Here is an 18,630-nt window from a genome sequence, read left to right as displayed (position 1 = left end):
TTCTTATTCCTCAAATTCTTTTTGCGAGTAAAGTTAAAGGCTGGCCTTAGCCTTCCAACACGCCGTAGATATCACCTTCGCTCATGATGATCAGCTCTTCGCCTTCCACCTTGAGGGTATTGCTGTCGGCATAGCGACCGAAAACAACCGTGTCACCTACCTTCACAGACAGTGCGCGCACATCGCCATTGTCCAGCTGCTTGCCCTCACCCACGGCTACCACTTCACCCTGGTTTGGCTTTTCTTTGGCAGCACCTGGCAGCACGATACCGCCAGCTGACATCGCTTCTTCTTCCTTACGGCGTACTACGACGCGGTCGTGTAAAGGACGAATTTTCATGGATAAGTTCTCCATTGAGTCGTTTTAAGGTTTTCCAACATTGGCGGTACAGGCCCATCGGGCCGGTAACCTCACCCCTCTCTGGTCCTCAGAGGCGGGGCTTAATTCTCAGTTGATCCCTATCTATGGGCGGGAGAATAGATTTCAACACCCTAAAGTGAAAAAACTATAAAAGTGCCGTTTGAAGTGTAAAAGTGTGCACTATTCAACCAAATCAGTCTTTGTGGCGCTTGTGCTCAACGGAGTTCCGCTCATCCCGTGAGTACTCTCCCTCGATAATATCGGGGCCACGTCTGGAGGCATTCGGTTGGAAGGGGCCACCTGGCCGAACGATAGTGACATGGCGAAGTAACCGCCCCAGTAATAACTGGCGCAGTCCCGGTATCAGGCAGGCGAAACCGAGAATATCGGTAATGAAGCCGGGGGTCAGCAGCAGAACACCGCCGACGGCGAGAAAGATACCTTCTACCATCTCCTGGGCGGGAATATCACCAGTGCGCATCTTCTCCTGGGCCCTTGCCAGGGTAGAGAGCCCTTGGCGACGCAACAGCGTCACGCCGATGATAGCCGTAAGAAACACCAGGCCGATGGTGGGCAAGGCGCCGATTTCACTCCCTACGGCAATCAATACCCACAATTCGAGTACAGGTAGAGCTATAAATAGAAGCAGCAGCAAGGGACGCATAGAGAGGATTCCTGATCTAACAGCCCACGGCTAATCCGGGGCTGGGGATATTTTCGACATGCTGTATTAAATGGAGTGGGGAGGCAAATTATTCAAGGGCGCCATAATCGACCCCACGCTAACCAGGAGAGAGGGAGACTTGAATGGCAAGCGAGCAGCAAGATGCCATAGAGGCACCAGCCATAGGCCGAAGCCGCCACTTTGTTGATGATATTTTAGCCGAGGCCGATATCCGTATTAACGGTGACCGCCCCTGGGATATCCAGCTCCATCGCGAAGAGGCACTTGATGAGATCGTCGCCCGCCAAAGTATGGGGTTGGGGGAAACCTATATGCGCGGGGACTGGGATGTACAGGCCATAGATCAGTTCATCTACCGTATTCTAGATTCCGACTTGAGCCGTCACTTCAAGAACTGGCGCCATATCTTCCCCTATATACGCAGCTGCTTGCTCAACCTGCAAAGCCGTCGCCGGGCGTTCGAGGTCGGTGAGCACCACTACGACTTAGGTAATGAGTTTTACGCCGCCATGCTCGATAGCCGCCTTACATATAGCTGTGGTTATTGGAAGGAGGCCCAGACCCTAGATGAGGCCCAGGAAGCAAAACTGGACCTTATCTGCCGCAAACTGCAGCTTGAACCAGGAATGAAGTTATTAGACATCGGTTGCGGGTGGGGAAGCCTCATCGGTTATGCGGCACAGAAATACCAGGTAGAGTGTGTCGGGGTTACAGTATCTCGTGAGCAGAGAGCCTACGTCGCCGAGCGCTATGCCAACCTGCCGATCACCGTGCACCTTCAGGATTACCGCGAACTCAATGAACCCTTTGACAGAATTGCCAGCGTGGGAATGTTTGAGCATGTAGGACGAAAAAACCACCGCGCATTTATGGAGGTGTCAAAACGCTGTTTGAAAAAAGACGGCATTTTACTACTTCACACTATTGGTAAATCCAAACCCGCACCTACCGACCCCTGGGTTGAGAAGTATATTTTCCCCAATGGAGAAATACCTGCCGCCAGTCAAATCACTCTGGCAGCTCAGGAGCTACTGACCTGTGAGGATCTACATAACTTTGGCCCCGATTACGATAAAACCCTGATGGCCTGGCATGATAATTTTGAACGTAATTGGCCTCGCTTCGCCGATCGCTATGGTCGACGCTTTTATCGTATGTGGCGTTATTACCTTCTGTTATGCGCGGCATCCTTTAGAGTTCGCAGAATGCAGTTATGGCAGTGGATGTTATCGAAAAATAGAACCGATGGTGTGGAACGTATTTGCTAGGGTAAGAAATTCTTGATTGAAGACTTCAAATTCTTCCAACATTGAGAGTTTCAAAAGTCTGGGGGAGCAATTAGTGGCGGTGATTTAGCTCTACTACTATCAATGCTTCACCCAGACCTTTCTCCTGACAATCAAATCCATTAGCTATCGCTACTTATCAGCAAGCCCGAATAATACTTGCTGCCGCCAGGTCGTTACTCAATGCATTATCTATTCACAACCCCTCAAGAGCTAAAGTTACTTATAGAGGTTCATACGGTTGCGGCTATAGTTCTAACGTTTATTACTATTCCATTAACTCTTCTGATGAAAAAGGGCAGCCGTTACCATCGGATCGGTGGCCTCAGCTCACTCTTGATTGCCATTATCTTTTCCATCAGTGCCCTGCTGATGCTATTCAACCCTTACATCATTCCTCATCTCAAGGCCGACATTCCCGAGTACCAGATCGATATTGCCTATGTCTACAATACTCACCCAAACCTTTTATTACTGGGATTGATCAGCATATTCAGTTACTCCATATTTTCTGCCTATCGAATATGGCCGAGAATCAAGCACTCCAATGATGGCAGAATCACTTCCAATATTATCGATTGGATACTAGCTGCCATAGCTGCCTGGGTCGCAGTATTCTATTTCCAGGTTTTTCTTTACGATATTGGTAAACACCCAAGTTATGCGAATATTTACCTGGCTCCATCCGCATTAATGCTGGTTTTTATGGGGCTCGATGTCTATACGTTTTTTTTCCGACCACAAGTAACAGGCCGACCATGGTGGGCACTGCATATGTGCAAGATGCTGTATGCCTGGTCGGCACTAATCAAAGGCTTTGCATTGCGGGATTTTCACTTATCTTTAGAACAAACAGTATTTCACGAAGTGGCATCCATCCTGGCCTGGCTCATTATTTCCTTGTTTGTATACCTGTTTTATCGAAAGACTCTCAACACAAGATATGCGAGGAAGGGATAGATAAATCTTAAAGTCATTACTGAAAGGGAAATAAAAAAGGGCGAACAAAGTTCACCCTCATCTGATAACACGCTACTGAATCGTTAAATACGTGCACCACCGTCGATATCCAGAACTCGACCGGTTACATAGTCATTCTCCAGAATAAACGCCACGGTTGAGGCAATTTCCTCTTGCTCACCCAGGCGTCTCAATGGCACTTGCTTAACCAGACTATCCAGGATTTCCGGGCGCATTTGCGCAACCATATCAGTGCCGATAAAACCGGGAGCAATTGCAGCTACGCGCACGCCGTAACGAGCCAGCTCGCGGGCCCAGGTTACCGTCATGGCAGCAACACCAGCCTTACTGGCGGAATAGTTTGTCTGTCCCATATTGCCGGCACGAGACAGGCTGGAGATATTCACCATCACTCCACCCTTGCCACTTTCCGCCATAATTCCGGCTGCGGCACGGCCACAAAGGAATACCCCAGTCAGGTTTACGTCAATAACAGACTGCCACTGGGACAGTGACATACGGTCAGTGACCTTGCCCTCTTTACACTTGAGCAACATGCCATCGCGCATAATACCGGCGTTATTAATCAACACCTGCAGACCACCGAAATCCTCTGCGACCTGGAGGAAGCCTTTATCTACCTCTTCCTCATTAGCGACATTGATCACATAGCTTCGCGCCTCGGCACCGAGCTGTTCACAGGCAGAAACACTTTCCTTTAGCCCCTCTTCGTTGACATCAATCAATGCCAAACGGGCCCCGCGCTCCGCCAGGTAAACGGCCATTGCTCTTCCCAGCCCTTGGCCTGCACCGGTAATCGCCACAATACTGCCGGCAATCTGCATGTTGCACTCCTCATTAGTATTTTTTAGATTTTATTTCTCTAAGGCCTGTTATTCCGGCAAAGTTGGGAGAATGCCGCCAGGCTATTACCACTGGTAACCAACACCAACGGTTACTTTGGTATCTTCTTTTTCACTTTCCAGCGATGGTGTGTTGTCGTACTGCCACTGGTAGCCAATTTCCATCAGCACTCCTTCAACCAGTGGTGTTCTCACCCCCACCTTGGCATTTGCCTGGTAGTCATCACTGTGATCGAAAGACTGCAGGGTTTCCTGGTCAAAGTAAATTTCCGGGCCCAGGGAAAATTTATAACGGTAATTCAGCGCGACACGCCCTGCCACATATTGGTCGTCCTGATTCTCACTCAGCTCCGTATCAATAAAATCTTCCTGCAGGCTACTAACACCGCCTTCCAGTGAAAATGCTGTTTTGTCTGTGTCATAAAACAGGTAACCAAGACCCAGACCCATGGTTGTGCCGAGGTCCAAGTTCCGCGCCTCTTCATGCTCCCAGGCGGTATTTGCTGCAGCAAACCACTTTTCTGCAAAAATCCAGCGCAGGTCATAAGTCAGCCGGTATTTTTCCAGCGCGCCATCATCCTCACTGTCTTGATTCTGGTAAAGGGCGCCGACCAGGTGATGGAAATCCCCATGGCGCACATCCAGGTTAACATTTGCATCCAGGTCCTCACGCTCACGGTTCCCGGATTCAAAAACGCCGCCCGCACTCACATTACCCTTGAATGTCATTGGATTACTGACAAAGTGTGGATAGGGCTCAGCACGCTCCACTCCAGGAAAGTCGATCAACCAACCTCCACCCTCTGCGCAGTAGAGTTCCCACTGCTCCTGGCGGTGCCCTGCCAGCGTGCATGGCTCATCCCGCCCGGCAACTTTGAGATCGGTATCCACATCCATGGATACAACCTTGGATTTATCGACCTTAACTTCACCGAAGGTCTCAGATTTCCATACCACTTGTTCAGTATCTACAAGCACCAGCTCCCCCTGAATGCGATCACCATTCTCAAGGGTGAGCACACCCGCAAAAACCTGTAAGGGTGCAAGGCAAAGGAGAGTTTTGGCAAAAATCCGGGGAATTTGTGTCGATAGAACCACAGGAGAACCTTGAAGTTTCTGGATGAGCTTGCGATGAAAACTGTGATGAAAGCCCTATTCAATCGGCAATAATGCCACAACTGCCATAAATGTGGCACGCCAATGCTACCTATTTTGTAACGGCTCAGTATGATACCCCGGCTTTAATCCGTGCTTTTTTATAGCTTATTTGCAGACAAATACGGCAAACTGGCGGCTAAATCTAATAAACCACTAAGAAATGAGGCTTTTGTGCCTGTAGAGACCAATACCACCGGCCCAGAAACACCAGGCAGCGCTCTCGCCAGAATATGCCGGGTTTTGGCCTCAATACCAACAGGCCGGGTCGTCACTTATGGAGATCTCGCCGAAATGGCCGGCTATCCAAGGGCCGCCAGACTAGCTGGTCAGACATTACGGAAACTACCCAAAGACACCAAATTACCCTGGCACCGGGTAATCAACGCCCAGGGAAGAATCTCATTACCCGAACCCGGGGCTTCCCGCCAACGCAAGCGGCTGGAAGAAGAAGGGATTACCTTGTTAAAGGGGCGGGTGGACATGGCCAAGTATCGCTGGAGACCATAACCCCGAAAGGAGCTGTACAAGTTTAGGCGGTAGTAATCAGGCTTCCTCCGCTGCATCACCATTCCACGGCGCGACATAAAAGAGCAGTAACATCCCCGGAACTGCCAACGCGGCGCACAGAAGAAAGAAGTTCGTCCACCCCACAGACTCAACCAAATACCCTGTTGAAGCATTGGCAAAGGTCCTGGGTAACGAGGTTAACGCAGTAAACAGGGCGAATTGGGTAGCCGTGTGTAATTTGCTGGTTGTGCGGGCAATAAAAGCGATGAAAACTGCAGTACCAAGACCAACCCCCAGATACTCAAAAGCAATCACTATCGCCAGTAGCCACAGGCTCGGCTTAAAACCCGGTGTGCCCACCAGATCCCCATTAGCCTCAGATAAAATCATAAAGCCAAAAATGGATACGAGCTGGATAACTCCAAAGATCCACAGACACTTATTAATCCCAATACGCACCATCAATAGGCCGCCGAGAAATCCCCCAATCACGGCGGGCCAGAGGCCGGCATTTTTAGCCACAATACCAATATCCGTATTGGTGTACCCCATATCCAGGTAATAGGGTGTCGCCAATGCAGTGGCCATATTATCGCCGAGCTTGTACAGGAACATGAAAGCAAGCACCAATACTGCGTGCTTTACGCCGTTGCGGTTAAAAAATTCGACAAATGGCAGCACGATAGCCTCGCGCAAAGTCCTTGGTGGCGCAGCCGGGTGCTGGGGCTCTGAAACCATCAAGGTCATAAATACAGCGATCAACATAAAAGCTGCAGTTATCCAAAAAACCTGGTCCCAGGCCAAATGATCCGACAGGATTAAACTGAGCGAACCCGGTATCAGGCCCGCTACTCGATAGGCATTCGCATGAAAGGAATTACCGAGACCTAACTCATGATCCGGCAATATTTCCCGACGGAAGGCGTCCAGGACAATATCCTGGCTGGCACTAAAAAAAGCCACACCAAAACATAAAGTGGCAATTGTCCATATATTGAACTGCGGATTGAACATACCTAAGCCACCAATAAAGACTATCAGCAGCAATTGCATTACGAGCATCCAACCACGACGACGCCCTAAAATCGGGAAAGCAAAGCGCTCCATTAATGGAGCCCACAGAAACTTCCATGTGTAGGGCAGACCAAGTAAGGCAAAAATCCCGATGGTAGCCAGGTCTACTCCCTCAGAACGTAACCAGGCAGGCACCAGTTGAATCAGGACAAAAAGTGGCATTCCTGAGGAAAATCCGGTACCGATACAGATCAGCATACGCCGATTGAATACCGCCTCCCGAACCGTTTCGTGGGCCATAGTTTGTCGCTTTTAATTGCTGATTATCATTCTTGAAAACTACAGCTCTTAGACATCCCAGCTAACAGCCATAAGTGACACCACCCCCCCCTTATCTCTATAAAAAACCAATAACCATTACAGGTTTCGAGTGGAGGAGTAATACAACCACCATAGACACAAGTCGGAGAAAATGCCCGTTGATGAGGAATTATCCGGGGGCGCAGAAACGAGATGAGTGACCGGCATACAGGAAAGCTTCTGTCATAAAGCAGATCTGTATGCCAGCAATAAAATTACAGCCTGGAATGGCTCTCTTCAGGTCGCGCGTGAGTCTGGCTGCGGTTCTTCCAGATGCCATTCACGCTGTTCACGCCGCCAGAAATAGATAGAGAGTATAATTGCCGGAACTCCCATTAAGGCAGCATAAATAAAGAAATGGGCGTAACCCTGAGCATCAACCACCATACCGGAAAAACCACTGATAAATTTACCCGGTAGCGTCATCAGAGAGCTGAACAAGGCATACTGGGTTGCGGTATAAGCCTTATTGGCCAGGCTCGACAGGTACGCGACCAGGACCGCATTAGCAATACCGCCGCTGATGTTGTCGGCACTGATCACCAGGGCCAGCCATGCCTTATCCGGACCAATCAGTGCAAGCTGGGCAAACAGTAAGTTGGTGCAGGCAACCATTACCGCCCCGAGTATCAGCGGGCGCAAAATGCCATAGCGGACCACCAGGACTCCACCTAGAAAGGAGCCGAGAATAGTGCAGAAGAATCCGAACAGCTTACTGATTTCTGCAATTTCTGTTTTGGAGAAGCCTAAATCCAAGTAGAAGGGATTGGCCATAATCCCCATCGCAATATCGCTTAGGCGGAAAATACCGATAAACAGCAATAAAACAAAAGCAAAGCGCCCATTGCGTTGGAAGAATTCAATAAAGGGACAGGCGACAGCACGAACAAACCACTGCTTCAAGCGACTGTGTTCGCCCTTCCCCAACAGGCGCTGCTCCCATTCACTCTGCAGTACGTCAGCCTCTTTACTAACCTTCGAGTGATCGGGCTCTGTGATCAACAAAGTGGTGATCACACCCACCCCCATCAAAACGGCCATTGCCAGGTAGGCGCCAGACCAACTGAACAAATCTGCAATAAATAGTGCCCCAGCCCCAGCAATCAGCATCGCAACCCGATAACCAAACACATAATTAGCCGCCATAGCTCCCTGGTAGTCTTCATCCATGGCTTCAATTCTGTAGGCATCAATAGCCACATCTTGTGAAGCCGAGCAGAATGCAACCCACAGAGCGAGCAGAGCTACTTGCAACAAGGACAGCTGGGGATCCACACTGGCCATACCCACCAAGCCAATGGCAACGCCCACTTGGGACACCAGCATCCAGCTCCGCCGTTTTCCCAGGCTTTTGGTCAGTAAAGGCAACCGTAAATAGTCAATGATGGGAGCCCAGAGCACCTTTATTGAAAAGGTAATTCCGACCCAGGCAAAGAAGCCTATAGCGGTGCGGCTAACACCGTAGTCGCGCAGCCAGGCAGTCAGGGTTGAGAAGACCAGTAAAAGCGGAAGGCCGGCAGAAAAGCCGAGGAAAAACATGGTGATTACACGGGGCTTCAGATAAGCTCCAAGTGCTTGCCCCCATGTCAGTTGCTGCCGCGACATATTCAATCTTCCCCTTTGAGCCCTATTGCCGGCCATAAAGAAAGAGCGCAGGCAATATGTCTGCACCCAAAAAGCTACCTAACTCAATGGCCCCACAGAACCTCGAGCTCTGCCTCGGCCAACTTGTTGGCATTCACATTGAAGCCCACCTTGGCGGGAGATGAATTTTCATCTAACGGCAGGGAATCCACTTTCAGGGCATATACACGGAAGCGATAGCGATGGTCGCCGTGCCCTTTGGGTGGGCAGGCGCCACCATATCCAGGATTTCCATAGTCATTGCGCCCCTGAATAGCTTCGGGAATCAGGCCGTTCTTCAGGTCTCCAGCACCCTCTGGCAGACTGGTTACGTCAGCAGGGATATTAAAAATCACCCAGTGCCACCAGCCACTGCCTGTCGGTGCATCGGGATCATAAACCGTCACCGCAAAACTTTTAGTGCCTTCGGGGGCCCCCTCCCAGCTCAGTTGCGGAGAGACATTTTCCCCGCCACAGCCGGCATATACATGAGCTAATGGCATTTTTTTGCCGGGTTTCAAAGACGTAGAAGACAGTGTCAACTGCCCGGCCTGGGAGGCAACAGCCATCAAAGAAAATATTGTCGCTGCAAAGAAACTGGCAATTTTGCTGTACTTTATGCGGCGAAATCCTAGGTTCATATCCAACACTCTCATTGTTACTCTTCCACACTGGCCAACAGGCTTGAAACCTTGCCCAGATCCATGTTGCCACCGGTCAATACAACTGCGACATTCTTGTTGCGAAAACGCGCTCCGTGCTCGAGCACAGCTGCGAGCCCCACGGCAGCTGAGGGCTCAACCATTTGCTTGGTGCGAGTCCACAATAGTTGCATTGCCCGCACAATACCACTTTCAGAAACCGTCACAATATCTCTCACAGTGCGACGAATCACCCTGTAGTTCCGGTGCCCAAGCGTTGTTCGCAAGCCATCGGCAATAGTATGGGGCTGCTGGGTAGTGATATGAACACCGCCACGCAAAGATCGCTGTGCATCATCCGCGCCAGCGGGCTCTGCGCCTATTACCAATACATCTGGAGCCAACGCCGCTATTGCCAGCCCAGTGCCTGCGAGCAGACCACCGCCACCCACAGGGGCCACAATCACATCCGGAGTAAAACCCTGCTCCCGACATTGCTGAACAACCTCTAGAGCTACCGTGCCCTGCCCCGCAATAATCCTGCTGTCGTCATAGGGCGGCACGACATGGGCCCCTGTCTCTTGCACCACTTTTTGCAGAGCCTCTTCACGGTCTGCCAGGGTAGGACCGCAAGTAACAATTGTTGCGCCATAACTTTCCACAGCCATGCGCTTCATATCGGGCGTCGTCTCTGGCATTACAACAATACAGGGCAAACATCGCTCCGCAGCAGCCCATGCCAACGCCGCGCCATGATTGCCTGAGGAGTGGGTCGCCACCAACTCAGCTCCTTCAGGCAAGAGGGAAAGTGCATTTGCAGCTCCACGTGCTTTAAACGCACCCACTTTTTGCAAGTGCTCACATTTAAACCAAAGATTGGCGCCACCCAGCTCATTGAGAAGCTGGGAGCGAATCAAGGGAGTTCGATGGACAGTTCCGGAGACTGTTTGTGCCGCGCAAAAAACATCAGCACTGGTAGGCAGGTCATTGGGGTCCGAGGGCATAGCTCTGTTGGTCTTTTTAATTTACGACTGAATGTACCAACTCAAGCCACTAAAAAACCAGCAAAATTCCCTTTTCGCCCATATCTCGCTAAATATTTTTGGCCACTCTATCGCTGCAGTATTTTCAACCACTTAAATTTTCGATTGGTGTACGGCGCATAACGCAGGTCAACATCCAGAATATTTTTGCGTTTCATCACGGCTTTGTAGTGGCTAAAAGTTCTGAAACCATGCTCACCGTGGTAACAGCCCATACCGCTGGCTCCCACTCCTCCAAATGGCAGATCCTGGGCCAGCATAAACATCATGCAATCGTTCACGCAGGCATTACCGGAGCTGCAGCGGGAAAGCACCCGGTCAGCGATGGCATCACTCCGGGTAAAAATATACAGCGCTAACGGCTTTTCCCTCTCATTAACAAACGCTTCCACTTTTCCGAAGTCATCCAACTCAACTACCGGCAGCAAGGGACCAAAAATCTCTTCCTGCATTACCGGGGACTCCAGATTGACACAGCGCATCAGGGTTGGCGCCATGTAGCAACTATCCACATCGACATCCCCACCAAAAATCACCTCACCATCACCGAGGAGGTCCGCCAAACGCAATGTGTGCTGGGTATTGATTATCCGTCCATAATCGCTGCTTTGACGGGGGCTGTCCCCAAACATCTCCCTTACCGCCAGCTGGATAGCAGGGACAAGACGGTCCGCGGTGTGCTTGGTACACAGTACATAATCCGGTGCAATACAGGTTTGCCCCGCATTGGTAAATTTCCCCCAAGCTATACGCCGCGCGGCAATATCGATATCTGCATCATCGGCCACAATACAGGGGCTTTTGCCGCCAAGCTCCAGGGTAACCGGAGTTAAGTGCTTACTTGCTGCCCCCATAATAATCCTGGCTACCCGACCACCGCCGGTGTACATGATGTGATCCCAGCGCTGCTCCAAAAGGCTCGTGGTCTCTGCCACAGCTCCCTCAACACAGGCGAAGGCATCATTATCCAGGTATCTGGGCAACAACTCAGCGATCAAATGAGAAACCGCAGGGGATAATTCCGACGGTTTGACCACTGCACAGTTACCCGCCGCTATGGCAGGCACAAGAGGCGACAGCAATAGTTGAAGGGGATAATTCCAGGCGCCAATAATCAATATCACCCCAAGGGGTTCTGGCTGTATATAGCTTTTCGCAGGTTGGGTGAGAAGTGGCGAGGAAACCTTGCGCTGGCGTACCCACTTTTTGAGGTGCTTGAGGGTATGATCGATATCACTATAGAGAAACGAAATCTCAGTCAGGTAAGCTTCCTGGGGAGCCTTATGCAGGTCCTCATTCAAGGCCCCAATAAAGCGCGCCTCATTCTCCGAGAGCATTTTGCGCAGCTGAATTAATTGGCGACGCCTCCAGGCCAGCTCAAGGGTACTTCCACTGCGAAAATATGCCCTTAGTCCAGCGACTAACGCCGCGGAGTCCCTACCATTTGCAGCACTGAGATCTGACAGCATTTGCGGTTCCAGTAATGAAACATTCAAACCCTACTTCCTCCACTGAGTATAAGCATCCCGCTACCCGGTAATCTCCGGAGTGCGATAGCGGGCGCAATCATCTGGGAGGATGGTTAAAAGTCAAGCAATTACTGGGAAATTTTTCCAAAATGTAATTCAGTTAAAAACTAATTTACTCATTTCAGCTCTGAATAACTTCAAAAAATCAGGCGAACAAAACCGTCAGGGCCAACACGGTAACCCACAACAGTAGGGTTCTGGAAAGCAAGGACTGCAGCCCCTCTATTTCCGCGCCACTTTGACGCTGGACTTGTGAAAGATCTGCACTGGCACTGCATTCACTGGCGTCAATTCCTCCTAACGCTCCTTCCAGGTAGGCTTCGAGCACCTGTGCCGTATCTCTCTCACGACACATCAGACACTGACGCCAGGCTCGGTAGCAACCGGCAAAATTACCCACAATCGCAAAGCTGAGCCCCATGATCCTTACCGGCAACCACTCCAGTAACCAAAGCCAGCGGGCTGCAGTTGCCTGCCACTGTGTCCCGCGAGCGCGCTCTGCATAGAGAGCACTCAAACGAAATAGCAGCGCACCCGGTATCCCGAGCAAAATAAACCAGAAAAGAACGGCAAAGAGGCGCTCGAAGGCACTGTAAGCGGCACCGCGGAAGACCTGTTCATGCAGGCACTTGCCATCTGCCGGAGTCTCGTGGATATCCTGTAGAAAAGGGGCCGCAGCTTCCTCAGCCCCCTTGAAGTCGCCCCGATACCAGCTGCGCAGGTAAACGCTTACAATCTCGTTAAAATTGCCTCGTCCCAGGCAATAAAGTAACAGTGGCACCCCAAGTAAAAGCGCTCCCAAGCCTCCAAAATTGGATTCTGCAATTACCATCACCACCGCAATCAGCAGCACCGGTGGCAGAATACTGGCCCCCAGCAACAAGCCGCCATTCGATTGCAGTTGCGGCACTTTAGAGAGTCGCTCACACCATTTATCAAACCAGCCATCGCGGTGCAAAGGCGCACCAGACCCCCAGATTTGCACCAGAGCCAAAGTGAATAAAACGATTAGCAGAGTCATAGTGATACCGCGTCAGCCCATAGTTGAATCATGATGCGCCACCCTGGGTCTGCTAAACAAGTAGGCGAACCTCACACAATGGCAGTTCAATTTTAAAGGCGATGTGGATTGATACACCAGCACCGCGAAGTGGAAGTTTCACTCAACGAGCTTATTGAGCTCATTCAAGTAGCGCTCCCAGTCAAAGCCGGGGCCCGGGTCCAGCTTGCGTCCAGGCGCTATATCAGAGTGACTGGCTATCCTGTCCACGCCGATGGCTGGATAAGCCAGCATAATGGCCGCACTCACCTCTGCCAGGGCATGGTATTGGGCATCGGTATAAATATCCGTATCCAAGCCTTCAAGCTCGATCCCGATAGAAAAGTCATTACAGTTGGTGCGCCCTTTGAATTCCGACTTACCCGCATGCCAGGCGCGCCGGTCAAGGGGCACATACTGGGTGACGATACCATCCCGATCAATAAGGATATGTGCAGAAACCTGCAGAGCCGCAATCTCGGCAAAATAGGGATGGGCATCAATATCCAGCTGCCCAAGGAAAAATGCATCGATATAAGGCCCGCCATACTGCCCGGGTGGCAGGCTGATGCTGTGAACGACCAAAAGGTCCACGGGGCAGTCGTCGGGCCGGCTGTTGCAGTGAGGACTGGGCACCCGGCGCGCACCGGATAGCCAGCCAGATTCCACTTGGTATTTCAATCTGCGATCTCCGTTCCAGCAAACTACCACCCCAAATGAACTCAGGGCCTTGGCAGTTACCATTCTATGGAAGCGTTGATCGATATGCCAATCGGTTTAGAGACGTATCGCGACAGAAGTGGGCCCCCGGCAATAGTTGCCGGGACAGGGGAGCTAAAACAGGCAGATCAGCGCTGTTCGCTGCGTTTTTTGCGCACATTGCCAATAACCGACTGCAGCGCACGCTCAAATAACATACCGTCATCAAGGGGCAACAGCTGCGCTGAGCGCAGCGCATAAGCCAGCTCCAATCGGCCGAACTCCGCTACCTTGGCACCGTTGCGGTTCACAAAAATAAACTGGTCAATATCGCGGATAACCGCTGCCAAACGGCAGCGGAACTGCTCCTCATCAGAGCGCTTCAACTCAAACCAACTCCCCTGGGCGAGGCGGAAAGTCATCTGCCAGTGGGGGTCCGCCTCATCGAGAGGAGCAAGGCCCTCCTGCTCCGCAGAAGATGCCGCTAACTCCGCCTGGGCAACCGCCTGCTCAAGCTCTTCCATTTGCGGCACGGCCACTTCCTGCAACAGAGCGGTCTCTTCGGTTACCGGTTCGTCTTTATCATCAGCGGCCGGTTGCGGCTCGCCAGCTTCGGGAGCTATGGCCTCTACCGGCAGAGTTTCACTGGATTGAACCTCGGCCACTTCCGCCAAATGATCCACCGAAGTAGCCGCCTTAACCTCGCGGGCCACCTGCTCTTTAACCTGAAGTTCGCGTTCCTCGGTGAGGCGCTGCGCGAGGGCAAAACGCTCGCGATAAACTTCCTTCAAACCGGCAAACATGGCGCGCGCCTCAAAGGCGTTGTAGGAGAGAGCTTCAATACCCTCGCGCAAACGCTCCTGCAAAACCGGCAACAAGCTCAGGAGCTGCTTACGGGAATCCGGCATTGGTGCCTGCACACTCCACACCAGGTCGCGGGCTGTGCGCACATCGCGACTCCAGGCCTCGCTTTCAGTGCCCTCTTTCACACAAGTGAGGAATAAAACATTGTTCCAAACCTTTTGCAGCCAATCCTGTACCACAGACGGCAGGTCTCTCTCGGCTACCAGGGCATCCATTACCGCTGCTACACGAGCGCGCGCGGCTTGGGTTTTTGCCCGGCCATCCGCCTCATCTATAACCCTGCGCTCCAGCATTTCCGCGCGCTTGCGTTCGCGAATAATAAACTCGCGCAAAGACTCCAGAAGCGTGGCAAAAATATTGATGTCCTGATCGAACTCGCTGAGAACCCGCTCTACGATCAGCGAGACTTCACTGTATAGAGGGTCGGACTCGAAATTGTCTGGAGCCTGCCAACCAGTGGCAGCATCGGCAAGCTCATTTAACAGTTTGCGTGCGGGATGGCCACCTTTACTAAAAAACGACTTATCGGCAATCGCAACCTTGAGCAGTGGCAGCTGCAAACGGCCGAGCTGGGATTTAATCGGTGTGGCGAGACTGCGATCTTCCAAAATAAAGGAAAACAGCATTTCCACCAGTTTGATTACATCGCTATCCACTTTTGCCAGCGAAGCTGCCTGATTGGAGTCAACCAGGCGCTGCTGCAGCAGATCGCCAACATTCAACAATTGGGCTGCACCGGCATCCTGGTAATGAGCCCCACTTTGCAAAGCTCCCAGATGTGTGAGCAGATCCCCAGCGGGCATGGGTGTCATACCCGCCGTAGCGGGTACGAGCCCTGGGGCAAAGTGACCACTGACAGGTACTCCCTGTGCGGCCTGGGTAGCACCATCCCCAGCGCTGCCAACTCCAGCGGCCTGAGCTGCACCCGGATTGCCGGGACCACGCCCTGCCGGATAAGCCGAGCGCTGTCGCGCTGCGCGCTGCTGCTCCCGCAGTGAGGGCAACACGCCCTGCTCTACAAGTAGCTGATTACAGAATTCGTAAAAACCCCGCAGCTGCTGCATAACTGTTTGCTCAAATTTCTTGAGCAACGTAAGGCGCGCGCGGATATAGAGATCCAGCTCCTGAATTGCATCTACAAATGCATCGCAGATCACATCGGGGCCGAGAGGGTTGTTCTTGTCATACACCTTAACGGCGTAGAGGGTATCCAGGCGCAGGCACAATTCGGTCAGCGGCTCGGCAAAATCTCGCTTGGCATTGGCCACCATGGTATCCGCGGCCACCAGCTGCTCCAGGTCATCATTGTGAACCAGTGACAGATTGTCCTGGGCAAAAGCGGGTTCCGACGGCTCCTCCTGGCGGATCTGGAAAGCGCGCTGCACGTTTTTGACGAAACGCTCAGCGACATTGCGGCGCTCTACTCTCAGCAGGCGCAATGCCTGGAACAGACCATCCTGCTCTTCCTGGCCGTGAGCACGCTCCGCCATCGCAAACAGTGAATCATCCACCGCCCCAAACAGCGCTTTGACACGCTCAAACAACTGGGTGCTGGCTTTTTCCTTTAACAGCACAACCGCCGAGGGCAGGACTGCGGGCTTACCCATAGAAGTACCATGTCGACCCGCACTTTTCTCTGAAAGGGAAACTACCTTGCTGGATTCACTCATTTCCAAGAAGTCCTTCGCATGCCATCCGGCGTTTTGCGCACTTGCTGGCTGAAATCTTGTCGGCCGGATAGGCCGTCTTAAATCACCAGTCCCATTTGTTCACCTCGCTGCTCACCTCAATAGGCGGCCTCAAGGCTTAAAAACATGCGGGGATAGGTCTGGTAAAATTCTCTCGAGATAATGCACCCGAAAATCCAACAACCACTTGATTTTGCTCAGGTTTTAAACGCATTAATGCAGTCAATTTGACTAGCGAATTTGGCGACGGCTCCCGCAGTGAGCTTTTCTCTCACCCCGTCGATTCTACTCGCGTTCCCCTCCCTGTTTACACACTTTAGCGACATATTTGAGACGCTTGTCACAGCGAAATGTAGGGCCAGCTGCTACCTGAGGATTTAACCCAGTAAAAATCGAGTAAATGCCCCAGGCAACCCAAATCCAGTCTGTTTTGGTAAACTGCCCGCGCTTTTTTATCGAGGTCCTCCAATGCACCCACAAGACTCCGCGATCCCAAACATCATGACCGACCTGAAAAGGGCCGTGCACACCGCGCTCGATGAAGATGTCGGTAGTGGAGACATCACCGCCCAGCTGATCCCAGCGGAGCGCAGTGCCCGTGCGCGAGTAATCACCCGGGAAGATTGCACCCTGAGCGGACGCGCCTGGGTAGAAGAGGTTTTTCGCCAGCTCGATCAAGACCTGCAACTGACCTGGCACTTTGAAGATGGAGACAGGGTTGCTGCAGATTCAGTGCTGTTTGAATTGGAGGGTAATGCCCGCGCAATCCTGACTGGAGAGCGCGCCGCCCTTAACTTTCTACAGACACTATCCGGCACGGCAACTACTGCAGCGGAATTCGCAAACCGTGCTGCAGGGACTGAAGTTAAGATTCTCGATACCCGCAAGACCATTCCAGGCCTGCGCAGTGCCCAGAAATATGCCGTGCTGTGTGGCGGCTGCCACAATCATCGCATCGGCCTCTACGACGCATTTTTAATTAAGGAAAACCATATCGCAGCCGCCGGCGGTATTGATGCAGCTGTCTCCCAGGCCAGGGCTATCAAACCCGGCGCACTGGTCGAGGTGGAGGTAGAGACCATTGAAGAGTTACAGCAGGCACTGGATAGCGGTGCCGATGTAATCATGCTCGATGAGTTCAATGACGAAGACACTCGCTCCGCCCTATCCCTGGCCAAAGGTAAAGCCAAAATAGAGATTTCCGGCAGTGTAGACCGGGATCGGATTCAGAAGCTGGCAGCTCTGGATGTCGACTACATCTCCTCCGGCAGCCTGACCAAGCACCTGCGCGCGATCGACCTCTCCCTGAGAATTGATTTTTAGTTTTTATCGGGTGTCGGCTAATGGCGCCGCGTCAAAACGGCGCCAGCTCAAAACTCAGTGATTATGGTGGTGGTGCTCCTGCTCTTCTGCCTGCGGAGATTCCATCGCCCCCATTTCCCCATGATTGCCGTGGCCACCGTGGCCCCCATGGCCAAGAGCTCCCCAAATAGTCCAGATACCAAACAATAAAATAGCCGCTGCAAAACCCAGACGCACTCCCGGTTTTTGCACAATATTGCGCACTTGCACAGCGGCAGCACCGGTGGCCAGCATGGCCGGTAAGGTTCCGAGACCAAAAGCAAACATCGCCAAGGCCGATCGCTCAGCACTGCCCTGAGCCAATGCAAAGGTCAGTGCACTGTAAACCAGGCCGCAGGGCAACCAGCCCCACAGGGAACCGAGGGCAACCGCCTGCCCCGCAGAGCGAACTGGCAACAATTTCGCAGAGAGAGGCTGCACATAGCGCCATAAATAGCTGCCACCCTTCTCCAGCCATACCAGACCACGCCAGATACCGGCCACATAGAGCGCCATAACGATCAGCATAATGCCCGCAGCGAAGCGCAGCGGCGTCAGGGCAGGAATAATCGCAGCACCCAAAGCGCCAGCGAGCGCCCCCATTAACGTATAACTACCGAGACGTCCCAATTGGTATGAGCCGAGCTGTACCCAAGCTGTTTGCTTGCCGGGCACCGCCATTCCGAGCGCACCCGAGATACCCCCACACATACCAATACAGTGGCTGCTGCCCAGAAACCCGATGGCGAGCGCAGCCGCCAAAAACCCCCAATCTCCCACTGGTTACTTCTCCTTGTCCGAATCCGCTGCGGGCTGATTCTGCACGTCATCCTCAAACAGTATTCTCCGGCCCTCAGTCTCGAGGTCATCGTACTGGCCGTTATTTACCGCCCAGAAAAAGAGCTTTACAGCGAAGGCAACCAAGGCCACTGCAATAGGGATCAGGAAATAGAGACTGTCCACAGTTCA

18 protein-coding genes are annotated in these 18,630 nt (G+C 52.2%); 4 read left to right on the top strand and 14 right to left on the bottom strand.

What is annotated here, in order from left to right; genetic code table 11:
• Window positions 1-46: 46 nt before the first annotated feature.
• Complete coding sequence (locus ACJJI7_RS12340) at window positions 47-340, bottom strand: co-chaperone GroES (RefSeq protein ID WP_020412315.1); 294 nt, start codon at window positions 338-340, stop codon at window positions 47-49.
• A 214-nt stretch (window positions 341-554) separates the two neighbouring features.
• Complete coding sequence (locus ACJJI7_RS12335) at window positions 555-1,025, bottom strand: FxsA family protein (RefSeq protein ID WP_020412314.1); 471 nt, start codon at window positions 1,023-1,025, stop codon at window positions 555-557.
• Between the two features lie 143 nt (window positions 1,026-1,168).
• On the opposite strand from ACJJI7_RS12335, the gene cfa reads away from it, so the two are divergent.
• A complete protein-coding gene (gene cfa / locus ACJJI7_RS12330) occupies window positions 1,169-2,314 on the top strand; it encodes a cyclopropane fatty acyl phospholipid synthase (RefSeq protein WP_282951365.1) in 1,146 nt (381 codons plus the stop codon).
• A 201-nt stretch (window positions 2,315-2,515) separates the two neighbouring features.
• Window positions 2,516-3,292, top strand: coding sequence for a hypothetical protein (locus ACJJI7_RS12325; protein WP_353376788.1), 777 nt, complete (start codon window positions 2,516-2,518; stop codon window positions 3,290-3,292).
• Window positions 3,293-3,375: 83 nt separating this feature from the next.
• On the opposite strand, the gene ACJJI7_RS12320 is transcribed toward ACJJI7_RS12325, so the two are convergent.
• Both ACJJI7_RS12320 and ACJJI7_RS12315 read right to left on the bottom strand, forming a co-directional pair.
• Window positions 3,376-4,137: an SDR family oxidoreductase gene (locus tag ACJJI7_RS12320; RefSeq protein ID WP_020412310.1), complete on the bottom strand. Its 762-nt coding sequence runs from the start codon at window positions 4,135-4,137 to the stop codon at window positions 3,376-3,378.
• An 84-nt stretch (window positions 4,138-4,221) separates the two neighbouring features.
• Window positions 4,222-5,175, bottom strand: coding sequence for a DUF481 domain-containing protein (locus tag ACJJI7_RS12315; RefSeq protein ID WP_245556663.1), 954 nt, complete (start codon window positions 5,173-5,175; stop codon window positions 4,222-4,224).
• A gap of 228 nt (window positions 5,176-5,403) precedes the next feature.
• Here ACJJI7_RS12315 and ACJJI7_RS12310 point away from each other — a divergent pair, with 228 nt between their 5' ends.
• The gene (locus ACJJI7_RS12310) at window positions 5,404-5,820 is read left to right on the top strand and encodes an MGMT family protein (RefSeq protein ID WP_020412308.1); all 417 of its coding nucleotides are present in this window, start codon (window positions 5,404-5,406) and stop codon (window positions 5,818-5,820) included.
• A gap of 36 nt (window positions 5,821-5,856) precedes the next feature.
• Here the strand turns inward: ACJJI7_RS12310 and ACJJI7_RS12305 are convergent, their stop codons facing one another.
• The 8 genes from ACJJI7_RS12305 to ACJJI7_RS12270 form a co-directional block, all read right to left on the bottom strand.
• Window positions 5,857-7,134 carry an AmpG family muropeptide MFS transporter gene (locus ACJJI7_RS12305; protein ID WP_020412307.1) on the bottom strand — a complete coding sequence of 426 codons (1,278 nt, stop codon included), beginning with the start codon at window positions 7,132-7,134 and terminating at the stop codon, window positions 5,857-5,859.
• A 297-nt stretch (window positions 7,135-7,431) separates the two neighbouring features.
• A complete protein-coding gene (locus tag ACJJI7_RS12300; protein WP_444902046.1) occupies window positions 7,432-8,799 on the bottom strand; it encodes an AmpG family muropeptide MFS transporter in 1,368 nt (455 codons plus the stop codon).
• 83 nt (window positions 8,800-8,882) lie between these two features.
• On the bottom strand, window positions 8,883-9,473 hold the full coding sequence (locus ACJJI7_RS12295) for a YbhB/YbcL family Raf kinase inhibitor-like protein (protein WP_020412305.1): 591 nt from the start codon (window positions 9,471-9,473) through the stop codon (window positions 8,883-8,885).
• Window positions 9,474-9,475: 2 nt separating this feature from the next.
• The gene (locus ACJJI7_RS12290) at window positions 9,476-10,462 is read right to left on the bottom strand and encodes a threonine ammonia-lyase (protein WP_444902047.1); all 987 of its coding nucleotides are present in this window, start codon (window positions 10,460-10,462) and stop codon (window positions 9,476-9,478) included.
• A gap of 107 nt (window positions 10,463-10,569) precedes the next feature.
• Window positions 10,570-11,997: an aldehyde dehydrogenase family protein gene (locus ACJJI7_RS12285; protein ID WP_282951371.1), complete on the bottom strand. Its 1,428-nt coding sequence runs from the start codon at window positions 11,995-11,997 to the stop codon at window positions 10,570-10,572.
• A 178-nt stretch (window positions 11,998-12,175) separates the two neighbouring features.
• Complete coding sequence (gene ampE, locus ACJJI7_RS12280; protein WP_020412302.1) at window positions 12,176-13,051, bottom strand: regulatory signaling modulator protein AmpE; 876 nt, start codon at window positions 13,049-13,051, stop codon at window positions 12,176-12,178.
• A gap of 138 nt (window positions 13,052-13,189) precedes the next feature.
• On the bottom strand, window positions 13,190-13,750 hold the full coding sequence (gene ampD / locus ACJJI7_RS12275; RefSeq protein WP_444902048.1) for a 1,6-anhydro-N-acetylmuramyl-L-alanine amidase AmpD: 561 nt from the start codon (window positions 13,748-13,750) through the stop codon (window positions 13,190-13,192).
• A 167-nt stretch (window positions 13,751-13,917) separates the two neighbouring features.
• Window positions 13,918-16,302, bottom strand: a complete 2,385-nt coding sequence (locus tag ACJJI7_RS12270; protein ID WP_444902049.1) for a DUF1631 domain-containing protein — start codon at window positions 16,300-16,302, stop codon at window positions 13,918-13,920.
• Window positions 16,303-16,788: 486 nt separating this feature from the next.
• On the opposite strand from ACJJI7_RS12270, the gene nadC reads away from it, so the two are divergent.
• On the top strand, window positions 16,789-17,643 hold the full coding sequence (gene nadC, locus ACJJI7_RS12265) for a carboxylating nicotinate-nucleotide diphosphorylase (RefSeq protein WP_157533379.1): 855 nt from the start codon (window positions 16,789-16,791) through the stop codon (window positions 17,641-17,643).
• A 54-nt stretch (window positions 17,644-17,697) separates the two neighbouring features.
• Here nadC and ACJJI7_RS12260 read toward each other — a convergent pair whose 3' ends face one another.
• Window positions 17,698-18,441, bottom strand: coding sequence for a sulfite exporter TauE/SafE family protein (locus tag ACJJI7_RS12260; protein ID WP_444902050.1), 744 nt, complete (start codon window positions 18,439-18,441; stop codon window positions 17,698-17,700).
• 3 nt (window positions 18,442-18,444) lie between these two features.
• Window positions 18,445-18,624 (bottom strand): cbb3-type cytochrome oxidase assembly protein CcoS, encoded by a 180-nt coding sequence (gene ccoS / locus ACJJI7_RS12255; RefSeq protein ID WP_020412296.1) that lies wholly within the window; start codon window positions 18,622-18,624, stop codon window positions 18,445-18,447.
• Between the last annotated feature and the right edge of the window lie 6 nt (window positions 18,625-18,630).

It is taken from the genome of Microbulbifer variabilis (assembly GCF_056232115.1).
The sequence above is the reverse complement of the archived record's forward strand: the minus strand, read 5'-3'. Positions and strand labels throughout refer to the sequence as shown.

What these genes read in the sequence shown, in the direction of transcription:
- ampE (WP_020412302.1), bottom strand. Translation starts at nt 13,051, where the DNA reads ATGACTCTGCTAATCGTTTTATTCACTTTGGCTCTGGTGCAAATCTGG.
- ACJJI7_RS12340 (WP_020412315.1), bottom strand. Translation starts at nt 340, where the DNA reads ATGAAAATTCGTCCTTTACACGACCGCGTCGTAGTACGCCGTAAGGAA.
- ACJJI7_RS12320 (WP_020412310.1), bottom strand. Translation starts at nt 4,137, where the DNA reads ATGCAGATTGCCGGCAGTATTGTGGCGATTACCGGTGCAGGCCAAGGG.
- ACJJI7_RS12305 (WP_020412307.1), bottom strand. Translation starts at nt 7,134, where the DNA reads ATGGCCCACGAAACGGTTCGGGAGGCGGTATTCAATCGGCGTATGCTG.
- nadC (WP_157533379.1), top strand. Translation starts at nt 16,789, where the DNA reads ATGCACCCACAAGACTCCGCGATCCCAAACATCATGACCGACCTGAAA.
- cfa (WP_282951365.1), top strand. Translation starts at nt 1,169, where the DNA reads ATGGCAAGCGAGCAGCAAGATGCCATAGAGGCACCAGCCATAGGCCGA.
- ACJJI7_RS12300 (WP_444902046.1), bottom strand. Translation starts at nt 8,799, where the DNA reads ATGTCGCGGCAGCAACTGACATGGGGGCAAGCACTTGGAGCTTATCTG.
- ACJJI7_RS12290 (WP_444902047.1), bottom strand. Translation starts at nt 10,462, where the DNA reads ATGCCCTCGGACCCCAATGACCTGCCTACCAGTGCTGATGTTTTTTGC.
- ACJJI7_RS12295 (WP_020412305.1), bottom strand. Translation starts at nt 9,473, where the DNA reads ATGAGAGTGTTGGATATGAACCTAGGATTTCGCCGCATAAAGTACAGC.
- ACJJI7_RS12270 (WP_444902049.1), bottom strand. Translation starts at nt 16,302, where the DNA reads ATGAGTGAATCCAGCAAGGTAGTTTCCCTTTCAGAGAAAAGTGCGGGT.
- ACJJI7_RS12325 (WP_353376788.1), top strand. Translation starts at nt 2,516, where the DNA reads ATGCATTATCTATTCACAACCCCTCAAGAGCTAAAGTTACTTATAGAG.
- ACJJI7_RS12335 (WP_020412314.1), bottom strand. Translation starts at nt 1,025, where the DNA reads ATGCGTCCCTTGCTGCTGCTTCTATTTATAGCTCTACCTGTACTCGAA.